Annotated in this window: 20 protein-coding genes; 9 read left to right on the top strand and 11 right to left on the bottom strand. The window is 62.5% G+C overall.

Features of this window, described 5'->3' with window-relative positions:
- Position 1 precedes the first annotated feature (1 nt).
- Entirely contained in the window at positions 2-319 is a 318-nt protein-coding gene (locus ACUN0E_RS35905; RefSeq protein ID WP_408234589.1) for a hypothetical protein, read from the top strand.
- 53 nt (positions 320-372) lie between these two features.
- Here ACUN0E_RS35905 and ACUN0E_RS35900 read toward each other — a convergent pair whose 3' ends face one another.
- The 7 genes from ACUN0E_RS35900 to ACUN0E_RS35870 all read right to left on the bottom strand — a co-directional run bounded on the left by ACUN0E_RS35900 (position 373) and on the right by ACUN0E_RS35870 (position 9,488).
- On the bottom strand, positions 373-1,329 hold the full coding sequence (locus ACUN0E_RS35900) for a Csu type fimbrial protein (protein ID WP_445569566.1): 957 nt from the start codon (positions 1,327-1,329) through the stop codon (positions 373-375).
- Complete coding sequence (locus tag ACUN0E_RS35895; RefSeq protein ID WP_445569565.1) at positions 1,326-3,788, bottom strand: fimbria/pilus outer membrane usher protein; 2,463 nt, start codon at positions 3,786-3,788, stop codon at positions 1,326-1,328. Before ACUN0E_RS35895 ends, ACUN0E_RS35900 begins: the two co-directional genes overlap by 4 nt.
- A gap of 181 nt (positions 3,789-3,969) precedes the next feature.
- Positions 3,970-4,674, bottom strand: a complete 705-nt coding sequence (locus ACUN0E_RS35890) for a fimbrial biogenesis chaperone (RefSeq protein ID WP_408234864.1) — start codon at positions 4,672-4,674, stop codon at positions 3,970-3,972.
- 83 nt (positions 4,675-4,757) lie between these two features.
- A complete protein-coding gene (locus ACUN0E_RS35885; protein WP_408234867.1) occupies positions 4,758-5,240 on the bottom strand; it encodes a Csu type fimbrial protein in 483 nt (160 codons plus the stop codon).
- A 528-nt stretch (positions 5,241-5,768) separates the two neighbouring features.
- On the bottom strand, positions 5,769-6,977 hold the full coding sequence (locus ACUN0E_RS35880; RefSeq protein WP_408234598.1) for an MFS transporter: 1,209 nt from the start codon (positions 6,975-6,977) through the stop codon (positions 5,769-5,771).
- Positions 6,978-7,108: 131 nt separating this feature from the next.
- Positions 7,109-7,594, bottom strand: coding sequence for a VOC family protein (locus ACUN0E_RS35875; RefSeq protein WP_408234601.1), 486 nt, complete (start codon positions 7,592-7,594; stop codon positions 7,109-7,111).
- Positions 7,595-7,820: 226 nt separating this feature from the next.
- A complete protein-coding gene (locus ACUN0E_RS35870) occupies positions 7,821-9,488 on the bottom strand; it encodes an SH3 domain-containing protein (RefSeq protein WP_445569564.1) in 1,668 nt (555 codons plus the stop codon).
- Positions 9,489-9,859: 371 nt separating this feature from the next.
- On the opposite strand from ACUN0E_RS35870, the gene ACUN0E_RS35865 reads away from it, so the two are divergent.
- The 5 genes from ACUN0E_RS35865 to ACUN0E_RS35845 all read left to right on the top strand — a co-directional run bounded on the left by ACUN0E_RS35865 (position 9,860) and on the right by ACUN0E_RS35845 (position 13,655).
- Positions 9,860-10,282 carry a TOBE domain-containing protein gene (locus tag ACUN0E_RS35865; protein ID WP_408234611.1) on the top strand — a complete coding sequence of 141 codons (423 nt, stop codon included), beginning with the start codon at positions 9,860-9,862 and terminating at the stop codon, positions 10,280-10,282.
- A gap of 177 nt (positions 10,283-10,459) precedes the next feature.
- Positions 10,460-10,960, top strand: coding sequence for a GAF domain-containing protein (locus tag ACUN0E_RS35860; protein WP_408234614.1), 501 nt, complete (start codon positions 10,460-10,462; stop codon positions 10,958-10,960).
- A 199-nt stretch (positions 10,961-11,159) separates the two neighbouring features.
- Entirely contained in the window at positions 11,160-12,227 is a 1,068-nt protein-coding gene (locus ACUN0E_RS35855; protein WP_408390020.1) for a Rieske 2Fe-2S domain-containing protein, read from the top strand.
- A 79-nt stretch (positions 12,228-12,306) separates the two neighbouring features.
- Positions 12,307-12,474 carry a rubredoxin gene (locus tag ACUN0E_RS35850; RefSeq protein WP_093639504.1) on the top strand — a complete coding sequence of 56 codons (168 nt, stop codon included), beginning with the start codon at positions 12,307-12,309 and terminating at the stop codon, positions 12,472-12,474.
- Entirely contained in the window at positions 12,471-13,655 is a 1,185-nt protein-coding gene (locus tag ACUN0E_RS35845; protein ID WP_408390022.1) for an NAD(P)/FAD-dependent oxidoreductase, read from the top strand. The genes ACUN0E_RS35850 and ACUN0E_RS35845 overlap by 4 nt, the downstream gene beginning before the upstream one ends.
- A gap of 167 nt (positions 13,656-13,822) precedes the next feature.
- On the opposite strand, the gene ACUN0E_RS35840 is transcribed toward ACUN0E_RS35845, so the two are convergent.
- Positions 13,823-14,743: a LysR family transcriptional regulator gene (locus ACUN0E_RS35840; RefSeq protein ID WP_408234624.1), complete on the bottom strand. Its 921-nt coding sequence runs from the start codon at positions 14,741-14,743 to the stop codon at positions 13,823-13,825.
- A gap of 423 nt (positions 14,744-15,166) precedes the next feature.
- On the opposite strand from ACUN0E_RS35840, the gene ACUN0E_RS35835 reads away from it, so the two are divergent.
- Complete coding sequence (locus ACUN0E_RS35835) at positions 15,167-16,876, top strand: putative bifunctional diguanylate cyclase/phosphodiesterase (protein WP_445569563.1); 1,710 nt, start codon at positions 15,167-15,169, stop codon at positions 16,874-16,876.
- A gap of 272 nt (positions 16,877-17,148) precedes the next feature.
- Positions 17,149-17,958, top strand: a complete 810-nt coding sequence (locus ACUN0E_RS35830) for a mechanosensitive ion channel family protein (protein ID WP_445569562.1) — start codon at positions 17,149-17,151, stop codon at positions 17,956-17,958.
- Between the two features lie 186 nt (positions 17,959-18,144).
- Here the strand turns inward: ACUN0E_RS35830 and ACUN0E_RS35825 are convergent, their stop codons facing one another.
- The 3 genes from ACUN0E_RS35825 to ACUN0E_RS35815 all read right to left on the bottom strand — a co-directional run bounded on the left by ACUN0E_RS35825 (position 18,145) and on the right by ACUN0E_RS35815 (position 20,501).
- Positions 18,145-18,657 carry a phasin family protein gene (locus tag ACUN0E_RS35825; protein WP_408390028.1) on the bottom strand — a complete coding sequence of 171 codons (513 nt, stop codon included), beginning with the start codon at positions 18,655-18,657 and terminating at the stop codon, positions 18,145-18,147.
- A gap of 177 nt (positions 18,658-18,834) precedes the next feature.
- A complete protein-coding gene (locus ACUN0E_RS35820; protein ID WP_445569561.1) occupies positions 18,835-19,968 on the bottom strand; it encodes an extracellular catalytic domain type 1 short-chain-length polyhydroxyalkanoate depolymerase in 1,134 nt (377 codons plus the stop codon).
- 107 nt (positions 19,969-20,075) lie between these two features.
- Positions 20,076-20,501: a CopG family transcriptional regulator gene (locus tag ACUN0E_RS35815; protein WP_408390032.1), complete on the bottom strand. Its 426-nt coding sequence runs from the start codon at positions 20,499-20,501 to the stop codon at positions 20,076-20,078.
- 234 nt (positions 20,502-20,735) lie between these two features.
- Here ACUN0E_RS35815 and araD point away from each other — a divergent pair, with 234 nt between their 5' ends.
- A complete protein-coding gene (gene araD, locus ACUN0E_RS35810; protein WP_445569560.1) occupies positions 20,736-22,550 on the top strand; it encodes an L-arabinonate dehydratase in 1,815 nt (604 codons plus the stop codon).
- Positions 22,551-22,552: the final 2 nt, after the last annotated feature.

Raw genomic sequence — 22,552 nt, 5'->3', positions numbered from 1 at the left:
CATGATGTCCCGCAACGTAGCCGCCACGGTAGTGGCAATCCTGCTGGCAGCGCCAGCCTCAAAAGCATTCCCGACGGGGTTGGCCTCGATCCCGGTCAGCCTGACTGTGCAGGAAACCTGCGTTATCCAGTCGGTGGACGCGGCGATTACCGTTGCGAATCAACCGGCGGTTGCCTGCCTGCACGGGGCGCCGTTCCAGGTTTCCCAGGCCGCATTCGATCCCATCGCGCCGGGTGAAACAGGCCGGAGTCAGGCGCAGCCGGTGGAGTTCATCACCGCCCACGACGCCCAGCAAACGGTCTGGATCGTCAATTTCTAGAAATCGCCCCTTACCCGCGCGACACTGCGGCCGCCAGGCGAAAAGCCCAAAGATCAATAACTGATCGTCGCGGTAATCGTGTCGCTGTAGCTGCCGGGCATCGGCGTCGTCTGCGCGGGCACCCGGCCGTACACCGTGATCGACACCGCATTGCCGCTGCCTGTGCCGGTGGCCATGCTCGTGCCCGCCGTTCCGTCACCCCATGCGATCGTGTGGGCGGTATCCGTATAAAGCTGATAGTTCACCGCGCCGCCGCCGCCCGAGCGCTGCATCTGGCGTGCCGCGACATTGCCGCTCGACCCGCTGCTGAGCGCGATCTCGAACGCGTCGCCGTTTGTGCAGCGGGCCGTGATCGCGCCGGTCGCGTTCAATGCCGAACTCAGCACGCCTGTCGAAGTGAACGCTACGTTCGTTGCGCTGATCAGGCAATTGTTCACCACCGTGGCGCTGGCCGTGAAGCCGAAGCTGCCGCCGCTCGTCGTCAGTGCGGCGCAGCCCGGTGCGAGCAGCAGAAAAAAACCATAGTTGAGCGAAGTCTGGCTCAAGGTCTGCGAATACAGGGTGTTGGCGTTGCCGGAAGTCGGCACGGTCGGCTGGCTAGCAGTGATCTGGCCGTAGAAATTCACCGATGTTGTCGCGGTATTGCCGGTCAATGGTTTGCTGAGCGTCACCGAGATCGGCGTGGTGCCGAGCGCAGTCGAGCCCCACGCGAGCGAGTGCGCGGCGTCCTGATACAGGTTGTACTGCAACTGGTTGGAGCCGATCGCCAGATAGCGCGGCGTCGTGCCACCCATGTTCAGGCACACCTGCACGCTCGGTGTCAGCGTAACCGCGGGCCACGTGCACGAAATGCTGACGGTGCCGGTCGCGGCCACCGCGCTCAAGCCGATCGGGCTGACGTTGCCGAAGCTCAGCGCCGACGGACTCGCCGAACAGGTTTGCGCACTCGCTCGCTGCGGCAACACGCCGAGCAGCGCGCATAGCATCAGGAGCAGAAGGAGCCGCTTCATCGTGCCGTTCCTGCAGCCGGGACCGTTGGCGCCAGCGCGCTGCTGCCGCAGGTCAACGGTCCGAGCGTCGGCAACGAGCCGTCGGTCGGTCGCTGGTAGGTGAATTCGACGCTGCAATGCAGGGCGCCGTTGTCGACCTCGAGATGGTTGTCGTGCTGGAGGTTCTCGATGAAGGTCAGACCGTCGTAGCCGACGATCGTATCTCCCCCGCCTTCGACGTGATGCACGCGCGTGCCCGGCGGCAGCAGCTTGCCGTCGGCGCCGCGCAGAATCACCGAAGCGGCGCTGTAGCGCGACACGCGGAAGTTCGCCAGCACGCCTGCGCGCGACTCCGGCACGAGATCCATCGAGGTCGTGGCGATACGCGCATCCGCGGGCAGATTCATGCTGTTGATCGCGACCTGGTTGTGCTGGTACGCGTTCAGATCGGGTATCAGCAAATGGCCGTTGCGGTCGGTCGTGCCGATCACGCGGTTTTCGTGCAGTACCGGCACACCCGCGACGCCGTCGGTGGACACCAGCGCGAAGCCGTCGTCGATACGCCGTGCCGGCTGGATGCTGTTGTCCATCAGCACGATCGCGCCGGTCACATCGAGTGAGGCGTTCGCATGCCGGTCGATGTCCTGCGCGAGTGCCGTCACCTCGCCGTCATTGCCGAGATATTGCGCCTGTGCCTGGCGATACGGCACCGCGCCCGAGCTGCCCGCCTGCACCCCCCAACCCCAGCCGCCTGCATAATCGGGCGGCCGCTGCGCATTGAGGTTGTAGGTGGACTGGCCGTTCTGACGGCCGACACTCGCGTTGATCGCGGTGTTGTTGCCGAGGCCGAAGCTCGCGGTCAGAAACACCCCTTGCGAGTTGTGCTGCAGAAAGTCCTTGTATGTGCTGAGCGTGAACGAGGCCAGATTGCCGAAGTTCAGCGTGTACGACAGCGAACCGATCCGTGAGGCGGGAATGCCGGGAAAGCGATAGCCGATGTAACTCAGTGACACGGTCTGGCGGCTGAAGAAGGGTAGCGCCAGCGTCACGCGGTCGGTGGCGGTGGGCACCGGCGTGCCGTCGCGCGCGGCGAGGTCGCCATAGTTGCCGTAGGCGCGCAGCGTCTGCGCGTCGATCGAGAAGTTCGGTTCGATCAGCTGATAGCCAAGACCGACCTGCGTGCCGTTCAGCTTGCCCGCGCTCGCGGACAATGAGCCGTTGATCACGCCCGCCATGCCCATGCGCACGAGTGCACCGGCACCCGCATTGACGAGGCCGCCGGTGGCTTCCGCATGTCCTTCGAGTGTCAGCGTGTCGCTCATGCCGCGCCGCGCGGTGGCGCTGACCGCGGGACGCGGATCGTAGGAAAACGAATCGATGCCATACGCGCGGCGCAGAAAACCCGCTTCGAACGAATAGCTCGACAGGCCCGCCGCCAGCATGCGCGTATCGACGTAGAGCGGCAGCGTAGTCGAGATGGTGCGGCCGAGCGCGTCGTGCGTGATCACGGTCGCTTCGCCCGCGCCGGTGATGCCCGGCACGTTGTTGACGATGAATGGCCCGCTCGGCACGTTGCCGCTGAACTGGCGCACGTTGTTGATATAGAGATCCACCGCCGAAGGCACGACCGCGGAGCCCGCGAATGCCTGCACGGGGAACGTTACAAGGTCGGGCCGCAGTGCGAAGTTGCTGCGCCACTGGAAGCCGCCGATGCGGATCGAACGGCTCCAGTCGAGCGATGATGAAATGGTGTCGCCGAACTGCGTGGTACTGAGCGTGGCCGGGTTCGACGTACTCCACGAGGTGTCGTAGCGCACATAGCGATGCAGGTCGCGGTATAGATAGGCAATGCCGGTATTGCTCAATACGCCGGCCGGGTCGAAGTAGCGCTCTTCGCTCCAGAGTGCGAACTGCGCGTTGGTGTCGGTTTGCGCGAACGCGTCGTAGTTGATCAGAAAGCCGCGCGACGCAGCGGCATTCGGCGTTCGCGTCAGGTCCCGCGTGTCGAACGTGTACGGCTTGCGGATAGCGTTGGGCACCTGCAGGTCGATGGTCTGGCGCGAGGCGTCGTATTGGTAGTGCAGGCCTGGGATCTGGTCGAGTTCGATCGAAGCGGTGTCCGCGGCGCCGAGCTTGTCGGTAGCGATGCCAACTTCGCTCAGGTCCTTCCCTGTGGCGCTGAGGCGCCCATCGGCTTCGCGAAAGTGCGCGATCAACGAAGTGCGCTGGCCGTTGAGCATGACTTCCAGATATAGATCACGGCCTGCTGTGGTGTCCGGCGCGGGCTTCGCCGCCGCGCGTTGGCTGGACTCCGGCGCGGCGCTCGAACCGGTGCCCGAATCTGCACCCATGTTGACGCCTGGGCTGACACTCTTGTCGGCGGGCGCATCGGCAGGCGCATCGGCAGGCGCACGCGTATCGACGCCCGTATCGGCGAACCGCAGCGGCGCCTGCGCGCCGGCCTGAGTCACGCTCTGCATGGCCAGCGTTGCCGCGAGCGCAATGATCTGCGGCCTCCATCCATGACGTTTTCGCCGTCGTGTCATTCTCATCGATTGCTTGGCGGTCCATCGTGTTCGTTCCCATTGACCCCGGCGCGATCACGGCTGGCCTTGCGTGCCAAAGGTCTGCACGTGTGTTGGCCCTTGTGCCCTCGTATGTTCAATCGACATTCACGGTGGCTTCGGCCGGCAGTGAATTGATCGCGGCGCGCACCTTCAGCGGGCCGTTCTGGGCGGCGTTGGCCGGCAACGTCACCGGCCACTGCCGTTCGCGCCCGGCCAACGCGTAGCCAAGTAGCCCTTTGTTGACCTCGTAGGCGTTGCCTGCGTTGTCGATCAATTGCACAGCCGCAATTTGCGCGCGCTTTTTGCCCGCGTTGTCGACGCGCAGCAGCCAGCTTTGCGGGCCGCGTGACAGATGCCAGGACAGTTTCGGCTGGCCGATGTCGACGGGCGGCTCGACGAACACCGGCACCGAGTAGCGCAGACGGATTGTCACCCCGCTAGTCGGCGCGGCGTCGGGCTCGGGCAACTCGTCGATCAGCACGCGATAGCCCTGCTCGGCGGCCGACGGCTGCGCAATCGTGCGCACCAGCCGCACCAGCTGATCGGCATGCGCGGCGATCTGGATCAGCGGGGGGCTTGCCACCAGATCCTGAGTGGGCGTGAGCGTGTCTTCGCCGTTTGCCTGATCCCAGCGGAACACACGCACCTGGCCGAATAGCGGCTTCTCGCCAGGGTTCTTCAGCGTGATGCCGGTCGCATTGGCGTCCGCGGACATATCGACCATCACCGGCGAAATTTGCAGCGTCGCGGCTTGCGCGAGCGGCGCCGTTAGACACCATGCAAATACGGTTGCCGTCAGTAGCCGGCGAGGCGTGCCGATGGCGCTCACGCCGCGCGTGATGGCAGACCGTGCGCTTGCACGCCGCGTCCTTGCAGACCCTCTCAAAAGTAGACCGTGGCGGTGACGGTGGTCTGATAGGTATCAGGTTTCGGGGTAGTCTGCGCCGGCACCTGGCCGTACACGACAATCGATTGCGCCGAGCCGGTACCCGTGCCGCTGGCCGTGTTGGTGCCCTGCGTGTTGCCCCACGGAGTAGCGTGGCCGGCGTCCTGATACAGCTGGAATCCGACTGTGGTGGCGGTATTGCCGGTGGCCGTGCCGGCCATCAAGCGGCTCGTCACGGTGGAGCCGGTGACCGTGCCGGCGTCGAGCCCGACGTTGTACGGTGTGGTGTTGGTGCAGGTTACGGCGACCGTGGTCTGCTGGTTGATGGCCGTGGCCAGCACGCCGTTGCTGCCGAAGTTCAGCGGGGTCGCGCTGATTGAGCAGTTGGCGTTCAGCGTAAGCGTGACGGTGAACGTGGTGGTGGCAGTGCCGTTTGAATAGGTGGCAGCGCTCGCGAGCTGTAGAGGCAAGCCGAACATCAAGGCGACGATGAGGCTGGACGACAGCAGTTTTTGTTTCATCATGAGACCTCGCAAGCCGACGGGACGCGGATTTTTCAATTGCGTAGGCAGTTTGAAATTGTACCGGCCAGATCGTGAATCAATTCACTGGATATTCCAGGGCGGCGTGATTACGTTATGTAAAGGCGTTCGCAATTGATGAAATTTAGTCTACACCACACTTTCTTCGTAATACAAATTCTTGCGTTGAGAAATTTATTTGGAATAAGTGGCGCAGGCGGTATGACATGGTGCGAGAAAAACGGAGAGATTAGGAAATTATTTCAATCCATGGATTCGGGAAAGTACCTAATTCAGGTAGTTTTTTCTAATAAAGATGATTATTTTTTTATTTTTATTGAAATGTGACGTGTGCATGATTATGCATGCCAGCTAATTGAAAAATGCCAGTTGGTCTGTTTGAAATCCGCGTGTTTGAGTGTCAGGCCAATGCGGCTGTTGCAACCGCGCAATGCTAATCACGGCTCGCCGGCGGGGGGCGAAGCGTCATTCCCCAAGCGCAAACGGGCGCTTGCGCCGCAACAGCGCCGAGCCGAGCGACACCGCTGCGCCGATGCAGCCCATCGCCAGCGAGAGAACCACGATCAGCAAGCCGGTTTGTGTTCGTGCCGAAAACACGCCGACCAGCAACCCAGCGAGTGGTTGCGTCATGTTGTTCAACAGGATCACCACGCCGGTCGTCTTGCCGTAGTCCTCGGGCGGGATGATTTTCTGCCGAGCACTGCGGATGTAGACATTGAACATCTTGTCGAAGCCCACAATCAGCAGAAAGCCGACCGCATAGCTCCAGGGCGCCGCGCTCACACCCGCGATCACGCCCCCGGCACAGATCGAGATGAACGCGGCCCGGCCGAGTGTCTGCGCAGGCCAGGCGTTGCGTGCGATCGTCAAAAGAATCAGCACCGTGGCCACGGCGCCGGCAGTCTGGAGGCCCGCGTAGTACCGGTCCGATTGCGCGTGGAAGCCGGTCACCATCGCAGCGGATGTCGCAAGGGTCACGCCGATCACGAGATTTTCGGCGGCGGCGAGCAGTACGACTTTTTTCAGGCCGGGTAGCACCAGCACATGGCGCAGCGCGATACGCAGGGGCATTGTCCAGTGACCTGGCGCAGCGGGCGGTGGATCGCCAGCGCGAAAGCCGCTGGTGCGTTGCCACAGCAGCAGCGCTGCATCGGCAAGCAGAAACAGCGCGCCGGTTGCGCCGACCACCCACTCCCAGCGCCACACGCCGAGCAGCAGTGCGGCCAGCATTGGGCCCAGCACGAAGCCCAACTGGTCGGCCAACTGAGAGTAGGCGAGCACACGCTGGAACTGCTGCGTGCTGAAGATCTGCGGCAGCATCACTTCGCGCGCGACCAGGCCCTGGCTCGTGAGCACACCGCACAATGCCGATAGCGCGATGAGCCAGCCGATGCCGCCGAACAGCGCATACGCCAAAACGCCGCCGAAACACACGAGTGCCCGCACAGCCTGGCTCACCCGCATCAGCCTGAGCGGCGAGATGCGGTCGCACAAGGCGCCGAAGAAAGGAAAGGCCAGGTAGCGTGGCAGCGTTTCGATAAAGAACGCGAGACCTGACCACGATACCTGGTGTGTCGTCTGAAACACCACGAGCGGCACGAGGAACAGCAGGATCTGATCGGCGAGACGCGCGACAAACAGCGAGCAGAAGAAAGCCTGATGGTTGACGCGCACCGTTCATGTCCCGCCGTTTATGGGTCGAGACCGATCCTATCAAAGATTGCGTTAGCCGCCCCGATAGGCCTGTTCGAGCAACGCGATATCGAGCTTGACCATTTTTATCATCATGGCTTGCATCACGCGGCTTATTTCTGGCCGCACTCCGCACCTTGCATCCCTTGCATTCCTTGTTGAATCTCTTCAGGGCTCAGGTCGCGCTTGTGCGTGGCGAGCGACCAGCTGTGGCCGAACGGGTCCTTCAACTGGCCGTAGCGGTCGCCCCAGAACATGTCGGCAAGCGGCATGACGACGGTCGCGCCGGCCTCGACAGCCTGCTTGAAACTGGCGTCGACGTCTTCCACGTAGTGGTGAATCGTGACCGGTGTGCCTTTCAGCGCGTTCGGGCCCAGCGCGTTGTGATCCGGCCATTCGTCGGTCAGCATCAGCATGGAGTCGCCAATCTTCAGGCAAGCGTGCATCACTTTCCCCCCGGGGCCGGGCATGCGGAATTGCTCAACGGCGTTGAAAGCCCTGGCGTAGAACGTGATGGCGTCTGCGGCGTTGGCGCAAATCAGATACGGGGTCAGCGAGTGCATCCCGTCCGGGATCGGTTTGACAGCGGGGCTGGACATGACGGCGACTCCTTGAAGTAACAGGTTCGTGAGTTAAAAGACCCACTGCGTGAGCCAGGCCTTCAACGTTACGACGAGTGCAGCGCCTTTGAATCGACACTCCGGAAAAAATATTTTTAAGCACGGCCGTGCGGCGCGGTGCGAGTTCGAGCAGGCGCAGGCATGTGTGTGGCGCGTTCTCGCCGCGCGGATTCAACCGGGCGGGTGGTCTTCTTTCGCCGGTATGTCAACCGGCCGGATTGTCGTCGTCCGGTGGCGTGGAGGGTGCCGACGGTGGGGAAGGCCTCGCCGCGTCACCGCCCGGTGCACCGAGGATGCTGATCTGGAAAGTCGGGGTCGCCGCGAGCGACTGCAACGTCGCGTCTTCCGGAATGTGTTCGAACAGTGGCAGGATCACCGAGCCGCCGATCACCGCGCGCCGGCTATTGTCGGCCGGCCGCAACCCCCACACGTCCTGGTAGACCACCGGCACCGCGATGCCGTTGCGGGTCGTGTTGCCGATGTACAGCATCACATGACCGCCGATGTAGATCAGTGTGCGTAACGATTCACCATGCTGGGCGAGGTAGTCGAGCCGTTGCGCCGGCGTCGACGCGGACAGATCGATCATGCGTCCCGCGCTCATCTGCGTCGACGAATGGCGCGGCAGCCACACGCCGAATGCCGCGAAGATGCTTTGCAGTTCCGACGAACAGTCGTTGTAGAGGCCGCTATTGCCCCAGCCGTACGGCCGGCCGATCAGCGTCTTCATCAGCATTGCCAGATGCCGCGGGGTAGCCGCGAGCGGCATCGGGGCGATCTGCGTATCGCTCAGTTGCGCGCTGCGAATGAGCGCCCGGCCATCCACATCGCGGGCCGGGACGAAGAGTTTGCGCGAGGCGGGTGTATCCGCTTCGGCAGTGCCACTTGCTTCGCGTGCTGTTCTGTTTGCTCGTGTTGCGGGCCGCGTGGCGTTGTCCGGGGCGAGCGGCAATAGCGTGCCGGCGGGCGCGTCGAAGCGGAACACGCCGCGGCTGTCGCGCACGGGCGCCGAGGCCACCGTCACCGCGCCCAGCGACTTCGCGGTGGCCGCGCGCCATGTGTCGACGAAGGTGTCGTCAGTCAGGCCGACGCCATCGCTGCGCACCCAGCCTTGTACGTCGGGCGTCTGCACGTAGCGCCACGCGCCATCGACGCTGCTGCCCAGCACATACAGCGGCGTGCCAGGGCGCACGGCTGAAATCTGCAGGTTGTCGAACGGATAGCCTTCGCCGGCCAGGTGGTGATCGTAGAACGACGGGTCCGTGGTCGGCAGTTCGCGCACCATCAGATTGCTGGTGGCGATCGCGCGACGTTCGGGCTGGTAGACGGCCTCCTGCGTGAACTGGCCGACGTCCATGTTTTGCGCGATGGCGTCGATCCACGCCTTGTCGTGCGGCCGGAAATTCTCGCCGTAACCGACCGCCGAGCCGCTCTTGCCGGTGTTATCAAATTTGCCGATGCGGCGCTGCTGCAGCGCGACAATGTCCGCGCCTTGCTGGCGATAGACGCGCATCGTCACGTAAGCGGAATTCCATGGCGACGGCGCGGCCGTGCCGGTGCCGAAATAGCGTGCGTAGAGGGCGCTGAAGTGCGCCTGCTGATCCGCAGGGCTCAGGAACGGCTGATCGTAGGCGGGGCTGTCCGGTTCGAGCCAGTGATCGACGTTCTGGTCGTAATTGGCGATCGGGAACAGCGTGACCGTGTCGACGCTCGCGTGGCCATCGTGTGAGGGCGGCGGATTGCTGCAGGCGGCGAAGGTCGCGGCCGCGGCGAGGGCGACGCATAATGCGGTGGCGCGGCGGCCCTGCGGCAATCGGGCGACGAAGCGTGTGGCAAAACGCGTGGCAAAACGGGGCAGCACGGCGACGGGCATGGAATTCGACGGTGATGGTCCAAGGGCACGATGATACGGTGTCGCGCGACGTGCAGGGCGGCGGATGCATGTCGTACTTACGCGGAACGAACGAGCGGGGCTTTCTCGCGCTTACAGCGCCCCTCGCGGGCATAAGCACCATGTTTCACGACATGGCGGCGACATGAAGCCAACTGCCTGTGTTTTGCTTTCACAGCGTTATGAGTGTATTTACACAGCGCTTATGTGTTTTCATGGGAGTTCGAATCGTCAATAGCGGCTGCGCCATACTGCGCTTCAGGCGCAAACCACCGCGCACGAATAGCGTTTCGATACACTCGTCACATCGCCTCGAATCGTCTTTCGCGAGGCTCAACAACCAGGAGAACAACATGCAAACCAGCGCACGCAATCAATTCGCCGGCGAAGTCGCCGAAGTCAAACACGGTGCCGTGAACGACGAAGTCACGTTGCGCACTCAGGACGGTCTCGAGATCGTTGCGATCATTACGCACGGCAGTGCGACGTCGCTCGGCCTCGCTGCCGGTAAGAAGGCGTTCGCGCTGGTCAAGGCGTCGTCGGTGATCGTCATGGTCGACGTGGCGAAGAGCCAGGTGTCGGCGCGCAATTGCATCGCCGGTACGGTGTCGGCCGTGACCAAGGGCGCGGTGAATTCGGAAGTGACGATCAACGCGGGTGGCGCACAGATCGCCGCGATCATCACCAACGAAAGCGTCGATCGTCTCGGCCTCGCGAGCGGCAAAGCGGCGACGGCGATCTTCAAGGCATCGAGCGTGATCATCGGCGTCGAATAACGATTTACGCATGGCGTTGTCCGCAGGCTTAACGTCTGGATAAAGCCATCGGGCCGCACGCAGATCGGACGGAAAAGAGCGTGGCACGCGCAGCAGAGCGTGCCGTGAAGGAAACGGCGGCTTGCTTTACACTGCAGACCTTGCTGTTCTCTTTCCGCTTTCATCACGGACGCCGTCATGTTCGAAGTCTCCTCCGCCTCGCATCTCCCCAAAGCCGCGCACTACGAAGAACTGGTCGCCCAGGCCCGTTCGCTGCTCACCGGCGAAACCGACTGGATCGCCAACGCCGCGAATTTCTCCGCATTCGTGTTCCATTCGCTGAGCGATCTGAACTGGGCCGGTTTCTACTTCCACGACGGCCGCGAGCTGGTGGTCGGACCGTTCCAGGGCAAGCCCGCTTGCGTGCGCATTGCGCTCGGCAAGGGTGTGTGCGGCACCGCTGCGCAAACCCGTCAAACGCAAGTCGTGCGCGACGTGCATGAATTCCCTGGTCATATCGCCTGCGATTCGGCATCGCAATCGGAAATCGTCGTGCCGCTTGTCGCACCGGACGGCACGCTGATCGGCGTGTGGGATGTCGATAGCCCGATCGTCGCGCGCTTCGATGAAGAGGACGCGAAGGGCATGGAAGCGCTGTGCGCGGTATTTATCGAAGCCGCGCTGCCGCGCGCCTCGTAGGCGTTTCAAGAAGCGCTGATCCAGCGGTGCGGTGGCACGCTATGCTTTTTCGTACATAGACTAGATGCACTTCAGGGGATGGGTCGGCGGACCTCATCCCGCTATCGTTCTCTCCACGCGCTCAAGATGTCCCGAAGGAAGTCCTCTTTGGGAGCAGGACAAGAGCGCGACGAACCCCCATCAGGTTTTGGAGACATGCATGAGTTCCGCCACTGCTACTGCTACCGCTACCCCGCTGACATTCCAACGCTCCCCCGCTTTACCCCGCAATTGCACTTTCGATAGCCACGACTGGGACATTCTCAGCCGCTACTGGCATCCGGTGGCATTCGCCGCCGACGTGACCGACAAACCCATCAGCGTGACGCTGCTTGACGAGCCGCTGGTCGTGTTCCGCTCGAACGGTCAACTGGTGAGCGCGCGCGATGTCTGTCCGCATCGCGGTGCGCCGCTCAGCCAGGGATGGGTCGATAACGGCAACATTGTGTGCCCGTATCACGGCCTCGCGTACGGTAGCGACGGCAAGTGCAAGCATATTCCCTCGCAAGCGGATGGCCCGATTCCCGATCGCCTGCATCTCGTCACGTATGCGACGCAGGAAGCCTACGGCCTCGTATGGGTTTCGCTGGGTGGCGGCACTGAAGCGTTGCCTGCCTTTCCCGGCTGGGACGATCCCGACTTCCAGCAGATCCTGCCGCCCTCGATCGATATCAACGCTTCGGCGGGACGTCAGACCGAAGGCTTCATCGACGTCGCGCATTTCGCGTGGATTCATCACGACAGCTTCGCCGACCGGCATAACCCGGTGGTGCCGCAGTATTCAGTCGAGCGGCGCGAACGCGGCATGCACGCGGAGTATGTGAGCACGGTCAGCAACTTCCCGAAGTCGATGCAGCATCGCGCGCCGGAGGGTTATCTGTGGCGCCGCTTCTTCGACGTGGACGTGCCGTTCTTTGCGCGTCTGACCGTGCAATTTCCCGACAACGGTCGCCTGTCGATTCTGAATGCCGCGAGCCCGGTGTCCGCGCGTAAGACGCGTCTGTTCGTGCCGATCGTGCGCAACTTCGATAAGGATTTGCCGCTCGAGGACGTCTATGCGTTCAACCGTCAGGTGTTCGAAGAAGATCGCGCGATCGTCGAACTGCAGTGCCCGGAAGATTTGCCGATCGACCGCGCGGCGGAAGCGCCGATCCTTGCCGACCGTTCGTCGGGTGCCTATCGTCGGGCGTTGGCCGAGATCGGTCTCGGCCAGGCGTATGTGCGCTAGTTCGCGGTGCGACGTGACGCGATGCGTGATTCGCGATGCGTGATTCGTGATTCGTGATTCGTGATTCGGGAGAGAAGCCATGAAAGTATGGGAATGCGTGATCTGCGGCTTTCGCTATGACGAAGCACTGGGTCTGCCGGAAGCAGGCATCGCGCCGGGCACGCGCTGGGAAGACGTGCCGGACGACTGGCTGTGCCCGGACTGCGCAACCGGCAAACACGACTTTGAAATGCAGGTGATCGCATGACGGCCGCTCAGCATGAGGACAAGGGACAGCCGGTGGTGATTGTCGGCACCGGCATGGCGGGCTATACGGTCGCGCGTGAATTGCGCAAACTCGATAGCACGGTGCCGATCGTCATGATCAGTCGCGATGACGGCAGCTTCTATTCGAAGCCGATGTTGTCGAATGCACTGGCGATGAAGAAAGAGCCGCAGACGCTGGCGAGTTTCGACGCGATAGCAATGGCGGCTCAATTGGGCGCGTGGATACGCGTGCATCAGCATGTGGAGCGTATTTTGCCGGCCGAGCGCACGCTCGTTGTCGACAACGCCTTACTCGGCTACAGCAAGCTGGTGCTGGCCACGGGCGCGGACCCACGCCGCCTGAAAGTAGCGGGCGACGGCGCGGCCGACGTGATGTCGATCAACGATCTCGGCGACTACGCGCGTTTCAGGTTGGCGCTCACGCGTTGCCGTTCAGTGGCGATTCTGGGCGCGGGTCTGATCGGCTGCGAGTTCGCCAACGATCTGGCGGCCGCCGGTTATGCAGTCAGTCTGATCGATCCCGCTTCGACACCGCTGGCTCGCTTGCTTCCGCGAGACGTGGGCGAGATTTTCGCTCGCGCGCTGGACGATGGCGGCATCCATTTTCATCCTGGCCGCAGCGTGGATCGTATCGACCGCTTGTCGGATGGTTATCGGTTGACGTTCACCGAAGGCGAGCCGATCGACGCGGATCTGGTCGTGTCGGCGGTCGGCCTCGCGCCGCGCACGGCGCTTGCCGCGGCAGCTGGCCTTGAAATCGATCAGGGCATTCGAACCGACGCGTGGTGCCGCACAAGCGCGCCGGATATCTATGCACTTGGCGACTGTGCCGCGATCGACGGCAAAGTCCAGCCGTATGTCCTGCCGATCATGCACGCCGCGCGGGCGCTCGCGCGCACCCTGGCCGGGCAGCCGACGCGTGTTGCTTTCCCGGTGATGCCAATTACCGTGAAGACGCCCGCGAGTCCAGCCGTCGTCGTGACGCCGGATGACGAGGGCGCATGGTCGATCGAAACCGCCGCCGATGCGGCGAAACACGCGGTGCGCGCCGTGTGCCGGCATGCCACTAGTGAACGTCCGTTGGGCTTCGCACTGCTCGGCGCGGCGATCGAGGGTAAGGCCGCGCTGATCAAGGCCATGACAGAGGGGGCCATTAGCTAACCCTAAGCCATAACAATCTTCCGACTGACCGACCTCACTTTGTGATCGCTCGGTGTTTTAAAGGGCCTGTCACCTGGAACACATCCGATGATCGCATTCGCGCCGCAAGCTCTGCTTGCGGCGTTTTTTTATCCGCTTGAAGGATGTGCGCGCGGATGAAAAAGCGCTTAGGAAACCAGATCTTTGGCGACGCTGGCGATCAACCGCCGCAGCCATACCGCCGCAACGCTGCGATGCGTGCGATCGTGCCAGAGTTGATAGTAGGTGAGTGCTTGCGGCTCGCCGGGCACCGGTTCGATGCGCAACGGCAGCATCCTGGTATAGTGCGTGGCGAGTGCGCGGGTGGTGGTGAACAGCAGATTGGAGCGCGCCAGAACGTAGGGCGCCATGCCGAAGTAGGGCAGTGTCGTGGTAACCGTGCGCGATAGGCCGTTGCGGGCGAGTTCGACATCGACGGTGCCCCATGCCGTCGTGTTATAGGTCATTACGGCCAGATGTTCCGCTTCTTCGTAGACGGGCTTGCTAAGCCGCCCCGGTTTGATCGGATGGCCGTTGCGCATCAGGCACACCAGTTCGTCCTTGCACAGCGGCTGCAAATGCAGATGCTCCGGCGGTGTGCGCCAGTTGCCGATCACCAGATCGAGAAAGCCGCTTTCCAGACCGTGTTCATAACCACCGTCCACCATCATCAGATGCCTGAACTCGAGCTTCGCACCGGGCGCTTCGCGATGAAACGCATCGACCACGGCGGGGACGAAGAACGCATCGAGATAATCCGGCGAGCCGATACGAAAGGTCTGGCTAGTAGTGGCCGGATTGAATGAGGTGGTGGGGTGCAGAATGGCCGCGATATTGTTCAGCGCTTGCGCCGCAGGTTCGATCAGCGTGAGAGCATGCGCCGTGAGAACCATCCGGCTGCCGCTGCGCACCAGCAGCGGATCGCCGGTCATGTCGCGCAGTTTGCGCAGCGCCACGCTCACGGTCGGCTGCGATTGTCCGAGCAAGGTTGCCGTGCGCGACACGCTCGATTCGGTCAGAAGCGTGTGTAGCACCTTGAGAAGGTGCGAATCGATAATTTCCTTGGACATGAAAAGCGGGACCCTGTTTCGTGCGGATCCATGCTGTGGAGCGGTGTTTTTTAATGAAGGATCGCGAGCAAAATATATCCGCGGATATAACGGTCGTCAATCCGTCGAAGCCCTGTACGACGGCGTCAAAAGCCGGTGTGGGTTGAGTCATGGGGCGCGGAGCATGCCGGCAATAGCGAGCGCTCTATGATGTGTGCGATGACGGGCGCGCCGCCACCGGAATTCGGGAATACACCGAGGGAAACGATTGCGACGAAGAATGCGCGGCTGGGGCGATGGATTCAGCCAGGAAAGCCGCTATCATACGCACGGTTACCCAGCGGATCGGACCCAATCTGCCGGCTGCGCCATACGCGCCAGGAAAAATGCTCACCCGCTTTCCTCATTCGCTTCCAGTACCCAGGAAATTCAAAGGCCGGCGCGATGCAAGATCACCACTTTGCCGAAGCGCGTCCACGTGACGCCGCGCTTGCGGCGGCGCCATACGGCATGTTCATCTGCACAGCCGACGGCACGTTCGACTCCGTCAACGTTGCTTTCGAAAAGCTGACCGGTTTTACCGCCGAAGAATTGATCGGCCGGCGCACCTTTGAGTCCTTGCACGACCCGGCCGAACTCGCGAGGCGCCGCGCCGAATTGCCGGCGCTGTCGGCGATAAGCTCGCGCTATGAAGGCGAATGGACCTATGTGCGGCGCAACAGCACCCCGATTCGCGTGGTGTTCGCGCTCGCGCCGCTCGCCGCCGAGCCGGCGTATCCCGGTGGGGTAGCCACGGGGCCCGTTCGCTACGTCGGTATTGCCATCGACATGACGCGCTACGCGCAATCCGAGGCGCGCTTGTGGTACGTCGCGCATCACGACGGCGTGACCCGCCTGCCCAATCAGACGCTTTTCACCGAACGCCTCGAGCTCACGATCGCGCGCTGCCAGCGAAACGGCAGTGGCTTTACCGTGCTGATTGCCGAGCTCGATCATTTGCGCAAACTGCGCGATGCGCTCGGTTTGCATGCGGCCGAGCTGGTGTTGCAGATCGTCGGCGAGCGTTTGCGCGGTCTGTTCCCCAACGACGGTACGATCGCCTCGATCGGCGGCACGCAATTCGCGCTGCTGATCAAGGAAACCGGCACGGCGGCCGATGCTTTCGCGGCTGAAGCACTGAGCCGTATCGCCGAATCGATCGACTACGCAGGCACTGCGCTGAACATCACGGCGAGTATCGGCATCGTCGCCTATCCCACCGACGGTGCCGATGCGCCGACGCTGATGCGCCGCGCGGGCGTGGCGTTGTCGGCGGCTTCGGCGGTGAGCGGCAATGCGGTGCGGCGCTTTTCCACCGCGCTCGAAGGCCTGGCGGCGCGCCGCTTCGAACTGGAGACCATGCTGCGCGAAGCGCTCGAGCGTCAGCAACTGCATCTCGTGTATCAGCCACAGGTGACGCTTTCCAATGGCCGTATCGCGCAAGTGGAGACGCTGTTGCGCTGGAATCATCCGCAGCGTGGTCTGATCAGTCCGGTCGAGTTCGTGCCGGTCGCGGAAGAGTCGGGCCTGATCGAGCAGATCGGTGAGTGGGTGATCCGTACCGCGTGCCGCGACGCCGGAAAATTGCTGCGTCTCGTCGGCACGTTGCCGCGGATCGCGGTGAACGTGTCCCCGCAGCAGTTCCAGCGACACAATCTGTTCGAGACGATCCGGGGGGCACTAGAGGATGCCGCGCTCGACCCTTCCTACCTTGAAATCGAAATCACCGAGGGCGTGCTGCTCGGCGACACCGAACTGGCATTGCAGACGCTGCATGCATTGCGCGAATTAGGCGTTGAAGTCGCGGTGGATGATTTCGGTACCGGCTATTCGAGTCTCGCGTATCTCACACGTTTCCCGCTGAACCGCCTGAAAATCGATCGCTCGTTTGTGATGCGCATGAGTACCGATCCGCAATGCGCGGCGCTCGTCGGCGCCATTATCGCCATGGCCCATGCACTGAAACTGCGCGTGACGGCCGAAGGCGTAGAGACGGCCGAACAGGCCGCGCAACTGGAAGCACTCGGCTGCGACGAGGCGCAAGGATTCTGGTTCTCGCGACCCATCACCATCGCGGCGTTGCGCAATTTGCTGAAACCGTTGGGCACCGGTTGACGCCGGTGATTCCGCTGCCAACTTGAAGTCGCAGTCCTTCAGCCGTCGTGGCGCGTCGCCGCCATGAACGGCATGCTTGATGCTTTTCTCGCGTTCCACCGCGAGCAGATGTCAAACGGTTGTTCCAATCGATTTTTTTTACGGTTGGGAGAAGGCTGCTAGCTATAGGTTTTAGCAAGCTATATGCCTCGGCTGCGGCGGTGCAAAACGCGGGAACGTATCCTGCTTCCTTGCGTCAAGAGAACATATACGCAATGGAGCGCAGGCAAACAATGAACGATCTCCTAACCCGTCTATTGCATTTCCAGCCGTCACTGCTTGTCACGTTGACGCACGACGTTCTTCAAATCGTGCTGGCCGCGCTGATCCTGATTGTCGGCTGGTGGCTCTCGAACCGGGTCGGCTCGGTGTTCGAAAGAGCGCTCGCGCGCACGCGTGCTGATCCCACGCTCGCGCCAATGTTAGCGGCAATGGGCACCTGGGCTGTGCGCGTGCTCGTCTTCATCGCGGCGCTTGGTGAAATCGGCATCGCCACGGCGAGTGTGCTGGCCGTGCTGGGCGCAGCCGGTCTCGCGATCGGCCTCGCCTTGCAAGGCACATTGCAGAACATTGCGGCCGGCATGATGCTGCTGATGTTGAGGCCGTTTCGCGTCGGTGACGTGATCGAGGGCAGTGGGGCGGCTGCGGGCATCGTGCGCGAAGTGGGGCTGTTCACGACGCGCATCGAACGTGGCGACGGCAACGCTGTGTTTGTGCCGAACAGCCAGATCTGGAGCAATCCGGTGATCAACTACAGCAGCGGGGGCACGCAACGCATCGAGGTCGAAGTTGGACTCGCACAGCGTAAGGACGTGGATGCGGCGATCGGCGAGTTGAAGAAACTGGTCGCCGACGAACCGCGCGTCTTGAGCGGCTCGACGCTCGCACCGGTCATCACCGTAGCAGACTATCCCGAGGACGGCGGCGCGACACTGCGCATCGCTGCATGGGTGCGCTCGCCGGACGCGTCGCTCACTACCGACGATCTGCATGACCATGCTCAGACAGCGCTCGAACAGGCCGGCTGTCCGGTGGCGGCGTAGGGTCGGCTTGTCGTGCGCAGGGTGGGACAGCGTTGAAGGGGGTTGTGGCGGGCGGTGATGCGCGATACGCGCGGCAGTCGGGCCGAACGGGATGCATCCGTGCAAGACGCGTGTCGCCGCAATACACGGAAAAGCAAAAAGGGGCCGATTGGCCCCTTTCCGTCTGATCCCGTTACTACGCGGGACTCAGTGTGCTGCGTCGTCCGCGGCAGTGATCGCCGTGCCGGCCATGACACCGGATGCACGCTTGATGCTGTCCTGCATCACGTTGCCCGAATGAATCATCGAGGCCATCACGGATTGCATTGCGCCAAACGCGCTATCCGAACTGAACGGCGTGGTCTGACCGAAGCCCGAACCGAACTGCGCCACGCCGGCGCCGAACTCTTCGCGCAGCGATTCGCCTGCCTTGGTCAACGCCGCGGTGAATTGCGCGTCAATTTCCTTGACGTGCTGCGCATACGACAAAGTACGTTGAACCAGTTGCTGCTGCGCGTCGGATGCGCCGGCGAACGGCGCGGCGGTGAACTGACCGCCCGACAATGCGTTCTTGCTTTCGGTGACCGTTGCCTTCATTGCCGCGAGATTGAGCTCGCCGAGCTTTTGCAGGCACGCCAGCCCATCGAGTTGCAAGGCGGTGAAGATGTTGAAAGTACGTTGGCCGAAGGCGGCGTTATGTTCGATCGCGGGGCTGTGCATGTGATCTCCAAGGTGACCTGGCGCAGGCGCCCAAAGGATTTCGGAGGCCAGGTCTCACGCGAGACGGCAGGTCGACGCGGCGCAGTGATTTTGCTGCGATGCAACATGAGCCACTCTATACCTTTACGGCAGGATGTACAGCGTTTTCGTCAAAACGATTCTTCAGTCGAAAGGCGCTCAGTGTGTGGCTGAAGTTCGCGGATGGGCGAGAAAAAAGCGCAGCATTTGGGCAGTCGCGTCGGGGCCGGATGGGTCCGTGTACGAACCGCGCTGACTACCGCCCGCCCATGCGTGGCCCGCGCCATGAATCGACCAGGATTCCGCTTCGACGCCATTCGGCGCGACAAGCCGTTGCACTGTGCAACCGCGTTGGCCGCTTGCCGTGCCTGCCGTGTGTGACGGCGCGCTGACGGTTGTGACGCCGGCGTCGAAGCCTGCCAGGAGTGCTGTGGCGTTCGAGGGATGTACCGTCGTGTCCGCATCGCCATGAAACACAATGAGCGGGCGTTGCGGTTCGACGCGTGCGCGGTTGCGATGCACTTTGCCCCCCTTCATCGCGGCGAGTGCCGAGGGCAGATCCTTCGCACTTTCGTAAGCAAGACCGGAATGCACGCAGGCCGCCGCGTACAGGTCGGGCGAAGTCTTCAGCATGATGTCCGCCATTGCGCCGCCCGCCGACAGACCCGCGACGTACACCCGCGCCGGGTCGGCGCGGTAGCGCGCCATCACCTCACGGGTAATACCCGCGATCAACGACGGTTCGCCCTGATCGCGCTGCTGGTCGGCAGGCTTGAACCAGTTCCAGCATGTCGAATGATTGGCCGCCTGCGACTGATTCGGATACACGACGATGAAGCCGTAACGCTCGGCCATTTCGTTCATGCGCGTGCCGGCCGCGAAGTCGTCGGCGTTTTGCGTGCAGCCGTGCAGCATCACGATTAGCGGCAACGGTTCGCTGTTGTAGACGGCGGGTACGTAGAGTTTGTATTGGCGTTGACCCGCGCTATTGCTGAAGGTGTGGGTGCTGAATGTGCCGGGCGTGCCGGCGTCGAAAGTGTGCTCGGCAGGTGCGTGCGGCATGGCGTCGGCGTGTGGCTGCGCCTGACTTTGTGCTTGAGTTTGCACCTGCGTCCACGCTTGCGCCCATTCGTTGACGCTCTGCGGCATGTGCGGTGTTTGCGCATGACCTGCTTCGGCCGCGCTGCCCGCGAGCGCGCGCTGAACCGCAGCGGTCGCTTCCTTCGGCCCCTTGGTGCGCAGCAGGTCGAAGGCTTCTTTCATCGACTTCAGGAAATCTTCATTTATTTTCATGACGGTAAGCGGTTACGTTGACTTGCATAGGGCTTGACTGGATCAGGCGATGAGCTTCACGGATTCAGGCACGTGTTCAAGCATCGGATCAGTCGAGCCCGGCGGGCCTACCTGATGCGGCCGGCGAGCGCGGCCTTGACCGCGGGCGACGCGTGAAATGCGCCGAGCACCGCCACCGATGCGATCGTGGCCGCCGCAAGTTCCGGCGGTACATCGGCTGCGATGCTGGCGAGGCCGAGCACATGAATGTCCAGTCTTTCGTTCGCGGCCTGAATGGCTTCGAGGTCCCGCCTCGAGAAGTGCTGCAAGCCGAGCACCATCGCGCGCCGGGTCACTGTTTCAGTGACGACCTGCGCGTGTACCGTGAGCTGGTTGCGGATCGCCGTACGGATCAGATCGGTGCGGTTCGAGTAAAAACCTTCTTCGACGAGTAAATCGATCTGACCGAGGTCGATTGGGCCGAGATTGATGGTGATTTTTTCGGTCTCGCCGCCTTTGGGGCGGGAGGTGTCGATAAGTTTGAGGTTGGCCATTTCTATTCCGTGCGGTACCTGGCGGGAATCCAAATACCATCCATATAACATCCAGTGGGATGGTTATACGCGCCCGGCTCGAATGGCGTCAATGACAAAAATGAGGGCCGGTAGCCGCGATGTCGCTTCGCGTCAGTGAAATCCCTTAACGACACGTTCCGATGGTATCGCTACCATCGGCGGCAATGAAGCAGTCGGCGGCGTGCATTCGTCGCATGCGATGGTAGCGCTACCATGGAGATATCAGTGTCATCGAACCGCAAAACATCTGAACAGCTTCGCAGCTATCGCTGGTATGGCGTGAACGACCTGCGCTCGTTCGGCCACCGTTCGCGCACGGCGCAAATGGGTTACCACCCGTCGGATTACATGGGTAAGCCGGTGATCGCCGTGGTCAACACGTGGAGCGAGATCAACTCATGCCATACGCATTTCAAGCAGCGCGTGGAAGAAGTGAAGCGCGGCATCTGGCAGGCTGGTGGGTTCCCCGTCGAAATGCCGGTGATGACGCTCGCCGAGCCGTTCCAGAAGCCGACCACGATGCTGTATCGAAACTTCCTCGCGATGGAAACCGAGGAGTTGCTGAAGTCCTATCCGTTCGACGGCTGCGTGCTGATGGGCGGTTGCGACAAGACCACGCCCGGCCTGTTGATGGGCGCGATCAGCATGGACCTGCCGGCCATCTATCTGCCGGCGGGTCCGATGTTGCGCGGCAACTGGAACGGCCGCACGCTCGGCAGCGGCTCAGACACGTGGAAGTACTGGGCTGAGTTGCGCGCCGGCAAGATCACGGAAGAGGAGTGGAAGGGCATCGAGAGCGGCATCGCGCGCTCGCCGGGCCATTGCATGACGATGGGTACCGCGTCGACGATGACCAGCGCCACCGAAGCGCTCGGTCTGACGCTGTCCGGCTTCTCGTCGATTCCCGCTGTCGACTCACGACACGCGCAGTTCGCCTCATTGACAGGGCAACGCATCGTCGAGATGGTGTGGATCGATCAGAAACCGTCAGACATTCTGACCGCCCAATCTTTCGACAACGCGGTGACCACCGTGCTGGCGATGTCCGGTTCGACGAACGCGATCGTCCACCTCGTTGCCGTGGCGCGCCGCGCCGGCATCGATCTGACGACTGCACGCTTTGACGAACTGGCGCGCATCACGCCGGGACTCGGCAATCTGCGCCCGGCGGGTCAGTACCTGATGGAAGACTTTTTCTACGCAGGTGGCCTGCGTGCGCTGCTGGTCGAGTTGGGCGAACTGATCGACGGCTCGCAGATGACGGTCAATGGCACGACGCTCGGCGAGAACATTGCCGGTGCGGAAATTTTCAACGACGACGTGATCCGCAAACGCAGCAATCCGCTCGTCGCCAGCGACGGCCTCGCGGTGCTCACCGGCAATCTCGCGCCGGATGGGGCGGTGATCAAACCCGCGGCGATGGAAGCGCATCTGCAGAAGCACCGCGGTCCGGCGGTGGTGTTCAAGGACTACGCCGACATGGCCGCGCGGATCGACTCGGAAGAGTTGGACGTTACCGCCGACTCAGTGATCGTGCTGCAGCACGCGGGGCCAGTGGGCGCGCCCGGTATGCCCGAGTGGGGCCAGTTGCCGATTCCACAAAAGCTGCTGAAGCAGGGTGTGCGCGACATGCTGCGCATTTCCGATGCACGGATGAGCGGCACCAGTTATGGCGCGTGCGTGCTGCATGTCGCGCCTGAATCGTTCGTCGGCGGTCCGCTCGCGCTGGTGAAGGATGGCGACATGATCGAAATGGATGTTCATAGCCGCCGTTTGCATCTCGAAGTGAGTGATGCTGAACTCGTCGCCCGCAAGGCCGCATGGCAACCGCCCAAGCGTCCGTTCGAGCGCGGCTTCGGCGTGATGCATCAACTGCACGTGACGCAGGCCAACAAGGGCTGTGACTTCGATTTCCTTGAAGAACCGGTAGGCGCAGGCGCGCAGCAGGCCCCGGCGCCCGTCACGCAGACGGAGCAAACCGTGCCGTCCACATCGTCCACGACGCGCACCGAGCCCGACATTCACTAACG

This window comes from Paraburkholderia sp. D1E, from assembly GCF_052682275.1.
Note: the sequence above shows the minus strand (reverse complement) of the source record. Positions and strands in the feature narration are given on the sequence as shown.

What these genes read in the sequence shown, in the direction of transcription:
- ACUN0E_RS35905 (WP_408234589.1), top strand. Translation starts at nt 2, where the DNA reads ATGATGTCCCGCAACGTAGCCGCCACGGTAGTGGCAATCCTGCTGGCA.
- ACUN0E_RS35900 (WP_445569566.1), bottom strand. Translation starts at nt 1,329, where the DNA reads ATGAAGCGGCTCCTTCTGCTCCTGATGCTATGCGCGCTGCTCGGCGTG.
- ACUN0E_RS35895 (WP_445569565.1), bottom strand. Translation starts at nt 3,788, where the DNA reads ATGCAGAGCGTGACTCAGGCCGGCGCGCAGGCGCCGCTGCGGTTCGCC.
- ACUN0E_RS35885 (WP_408234867.1), bottom strand. Translation starts at nt 5,240, where the DNA reads ATGTTCGGCTTGCCTCTACAGCTCGCGAGCGCTGCCACCTATTCAAAC.
- ACUN0E_RS35875 (WP_408234601.1), bottom strand. Translation starts at nt 7,594, where the DNA reads ATGTCCAGCCCCGCTGTCAAACCGATCCCGGACGGGATGCACTCGCTG.
- ACUN0E_RS35870 (WP_445569564.1), bottom strand. Translation starts at nt 9,488, where the DNA reads ATGCCCGTCGCCGTGCTGCCCCGTTTTGCCACGCGTTTTGCCACACGC.
- ACUN0E_RS35865 (WP_408234611.1), top strand. Translation starts at nt 9,860, where the DNA reads ATGCAAACCAGCGCACGCAATCAATTCGCCGGCGAAGTCGCCGAAGTC.
- ACUN0E_RS35860 (WP_408234614.1), top strand. Translation starts at nt 10,460, where the DNA reads ATGTTCGAAGTCTCCTCCGCCTCGCATCTCCCCAAAGCCGCGCACTAC.
- ACUN0E_RS35855 (WP_408390020.1), top strand. Translation starts at nt 11,160, where the DNA reads ATGAGTTCCGCCACTGCTACTGCTACCGCTACCCCGCTGACATTCCAA.
- ACUN0E_RS35850 (WP_093639504.1), top strand. Translation starts at nt 12,307, where the DNA reads ATGAAAGTATGGGAATGCGTGATCTGCGGCTTTCGCTATGACGAAGCA.
- ACUN0E_RS35845 (WP_408390022.1), top strand. Translation starts at nt 12,471, where the DNA reads ATGACGGCCGCTCAGCATGAGGACAAGGGACAGCCGGTGGTGATTGTC.
- ACUN0E_RS35840 (WP_408234624.1), bottom strand. Translation starts at nt 14,743, where the DNA reads ATGTCCAAGGAAATTATCGATTCGCACCTTCTCAAGGTGCTACACACG.
- ACUN0E_RS35835 (WP_445569563.1), top strand. Translation starts at nt 15,167, where the DNA reads ATGCAAGATCACCACTTTGCCGAAGCGCGTCCACGTGACGCCGCGCTT.
- ACUN0E_RS35830 (WP_445569562.1), top strand. Translation starts at nt 17,149, where the DNA reads ATGAACGATCTCCTAACCCGTCTATTGCATTTCCAGCCGTCACTGCTT.
- ACUN0E_RS35825 (WP_408390028.1), bottom strand. Translation starts at nt 18,657, where the DNA reads ATGCACAGCCCCGCGATCGAACATAACGCCGCCTTCGGCCAACGTACT.
- ACUN0E_RS35820 (WP_445569561.1), bottom strand. Translation starts at nt 19,968, where the DNA reads ATGAAAATAAATGAAGATTTCCTGAAGTCGATGAAAGAAGCCTTCGAC.
- ACUN0E_RS35815 (WP_408390032.1), bottom strand. Translation starts at nt 20,501, where the DNA reads ATGGCCAACCTCAAACTTATCGACACCTCCCGCCCCAAAGGCGGCGAG.
- araD (WP_445569560.1), top strand. Translation starts at nt 20,736, where the DNA reads ATGGAGATATCAGTGTCATCGAACCGCAAAACATCTGAACAGCTTCGC.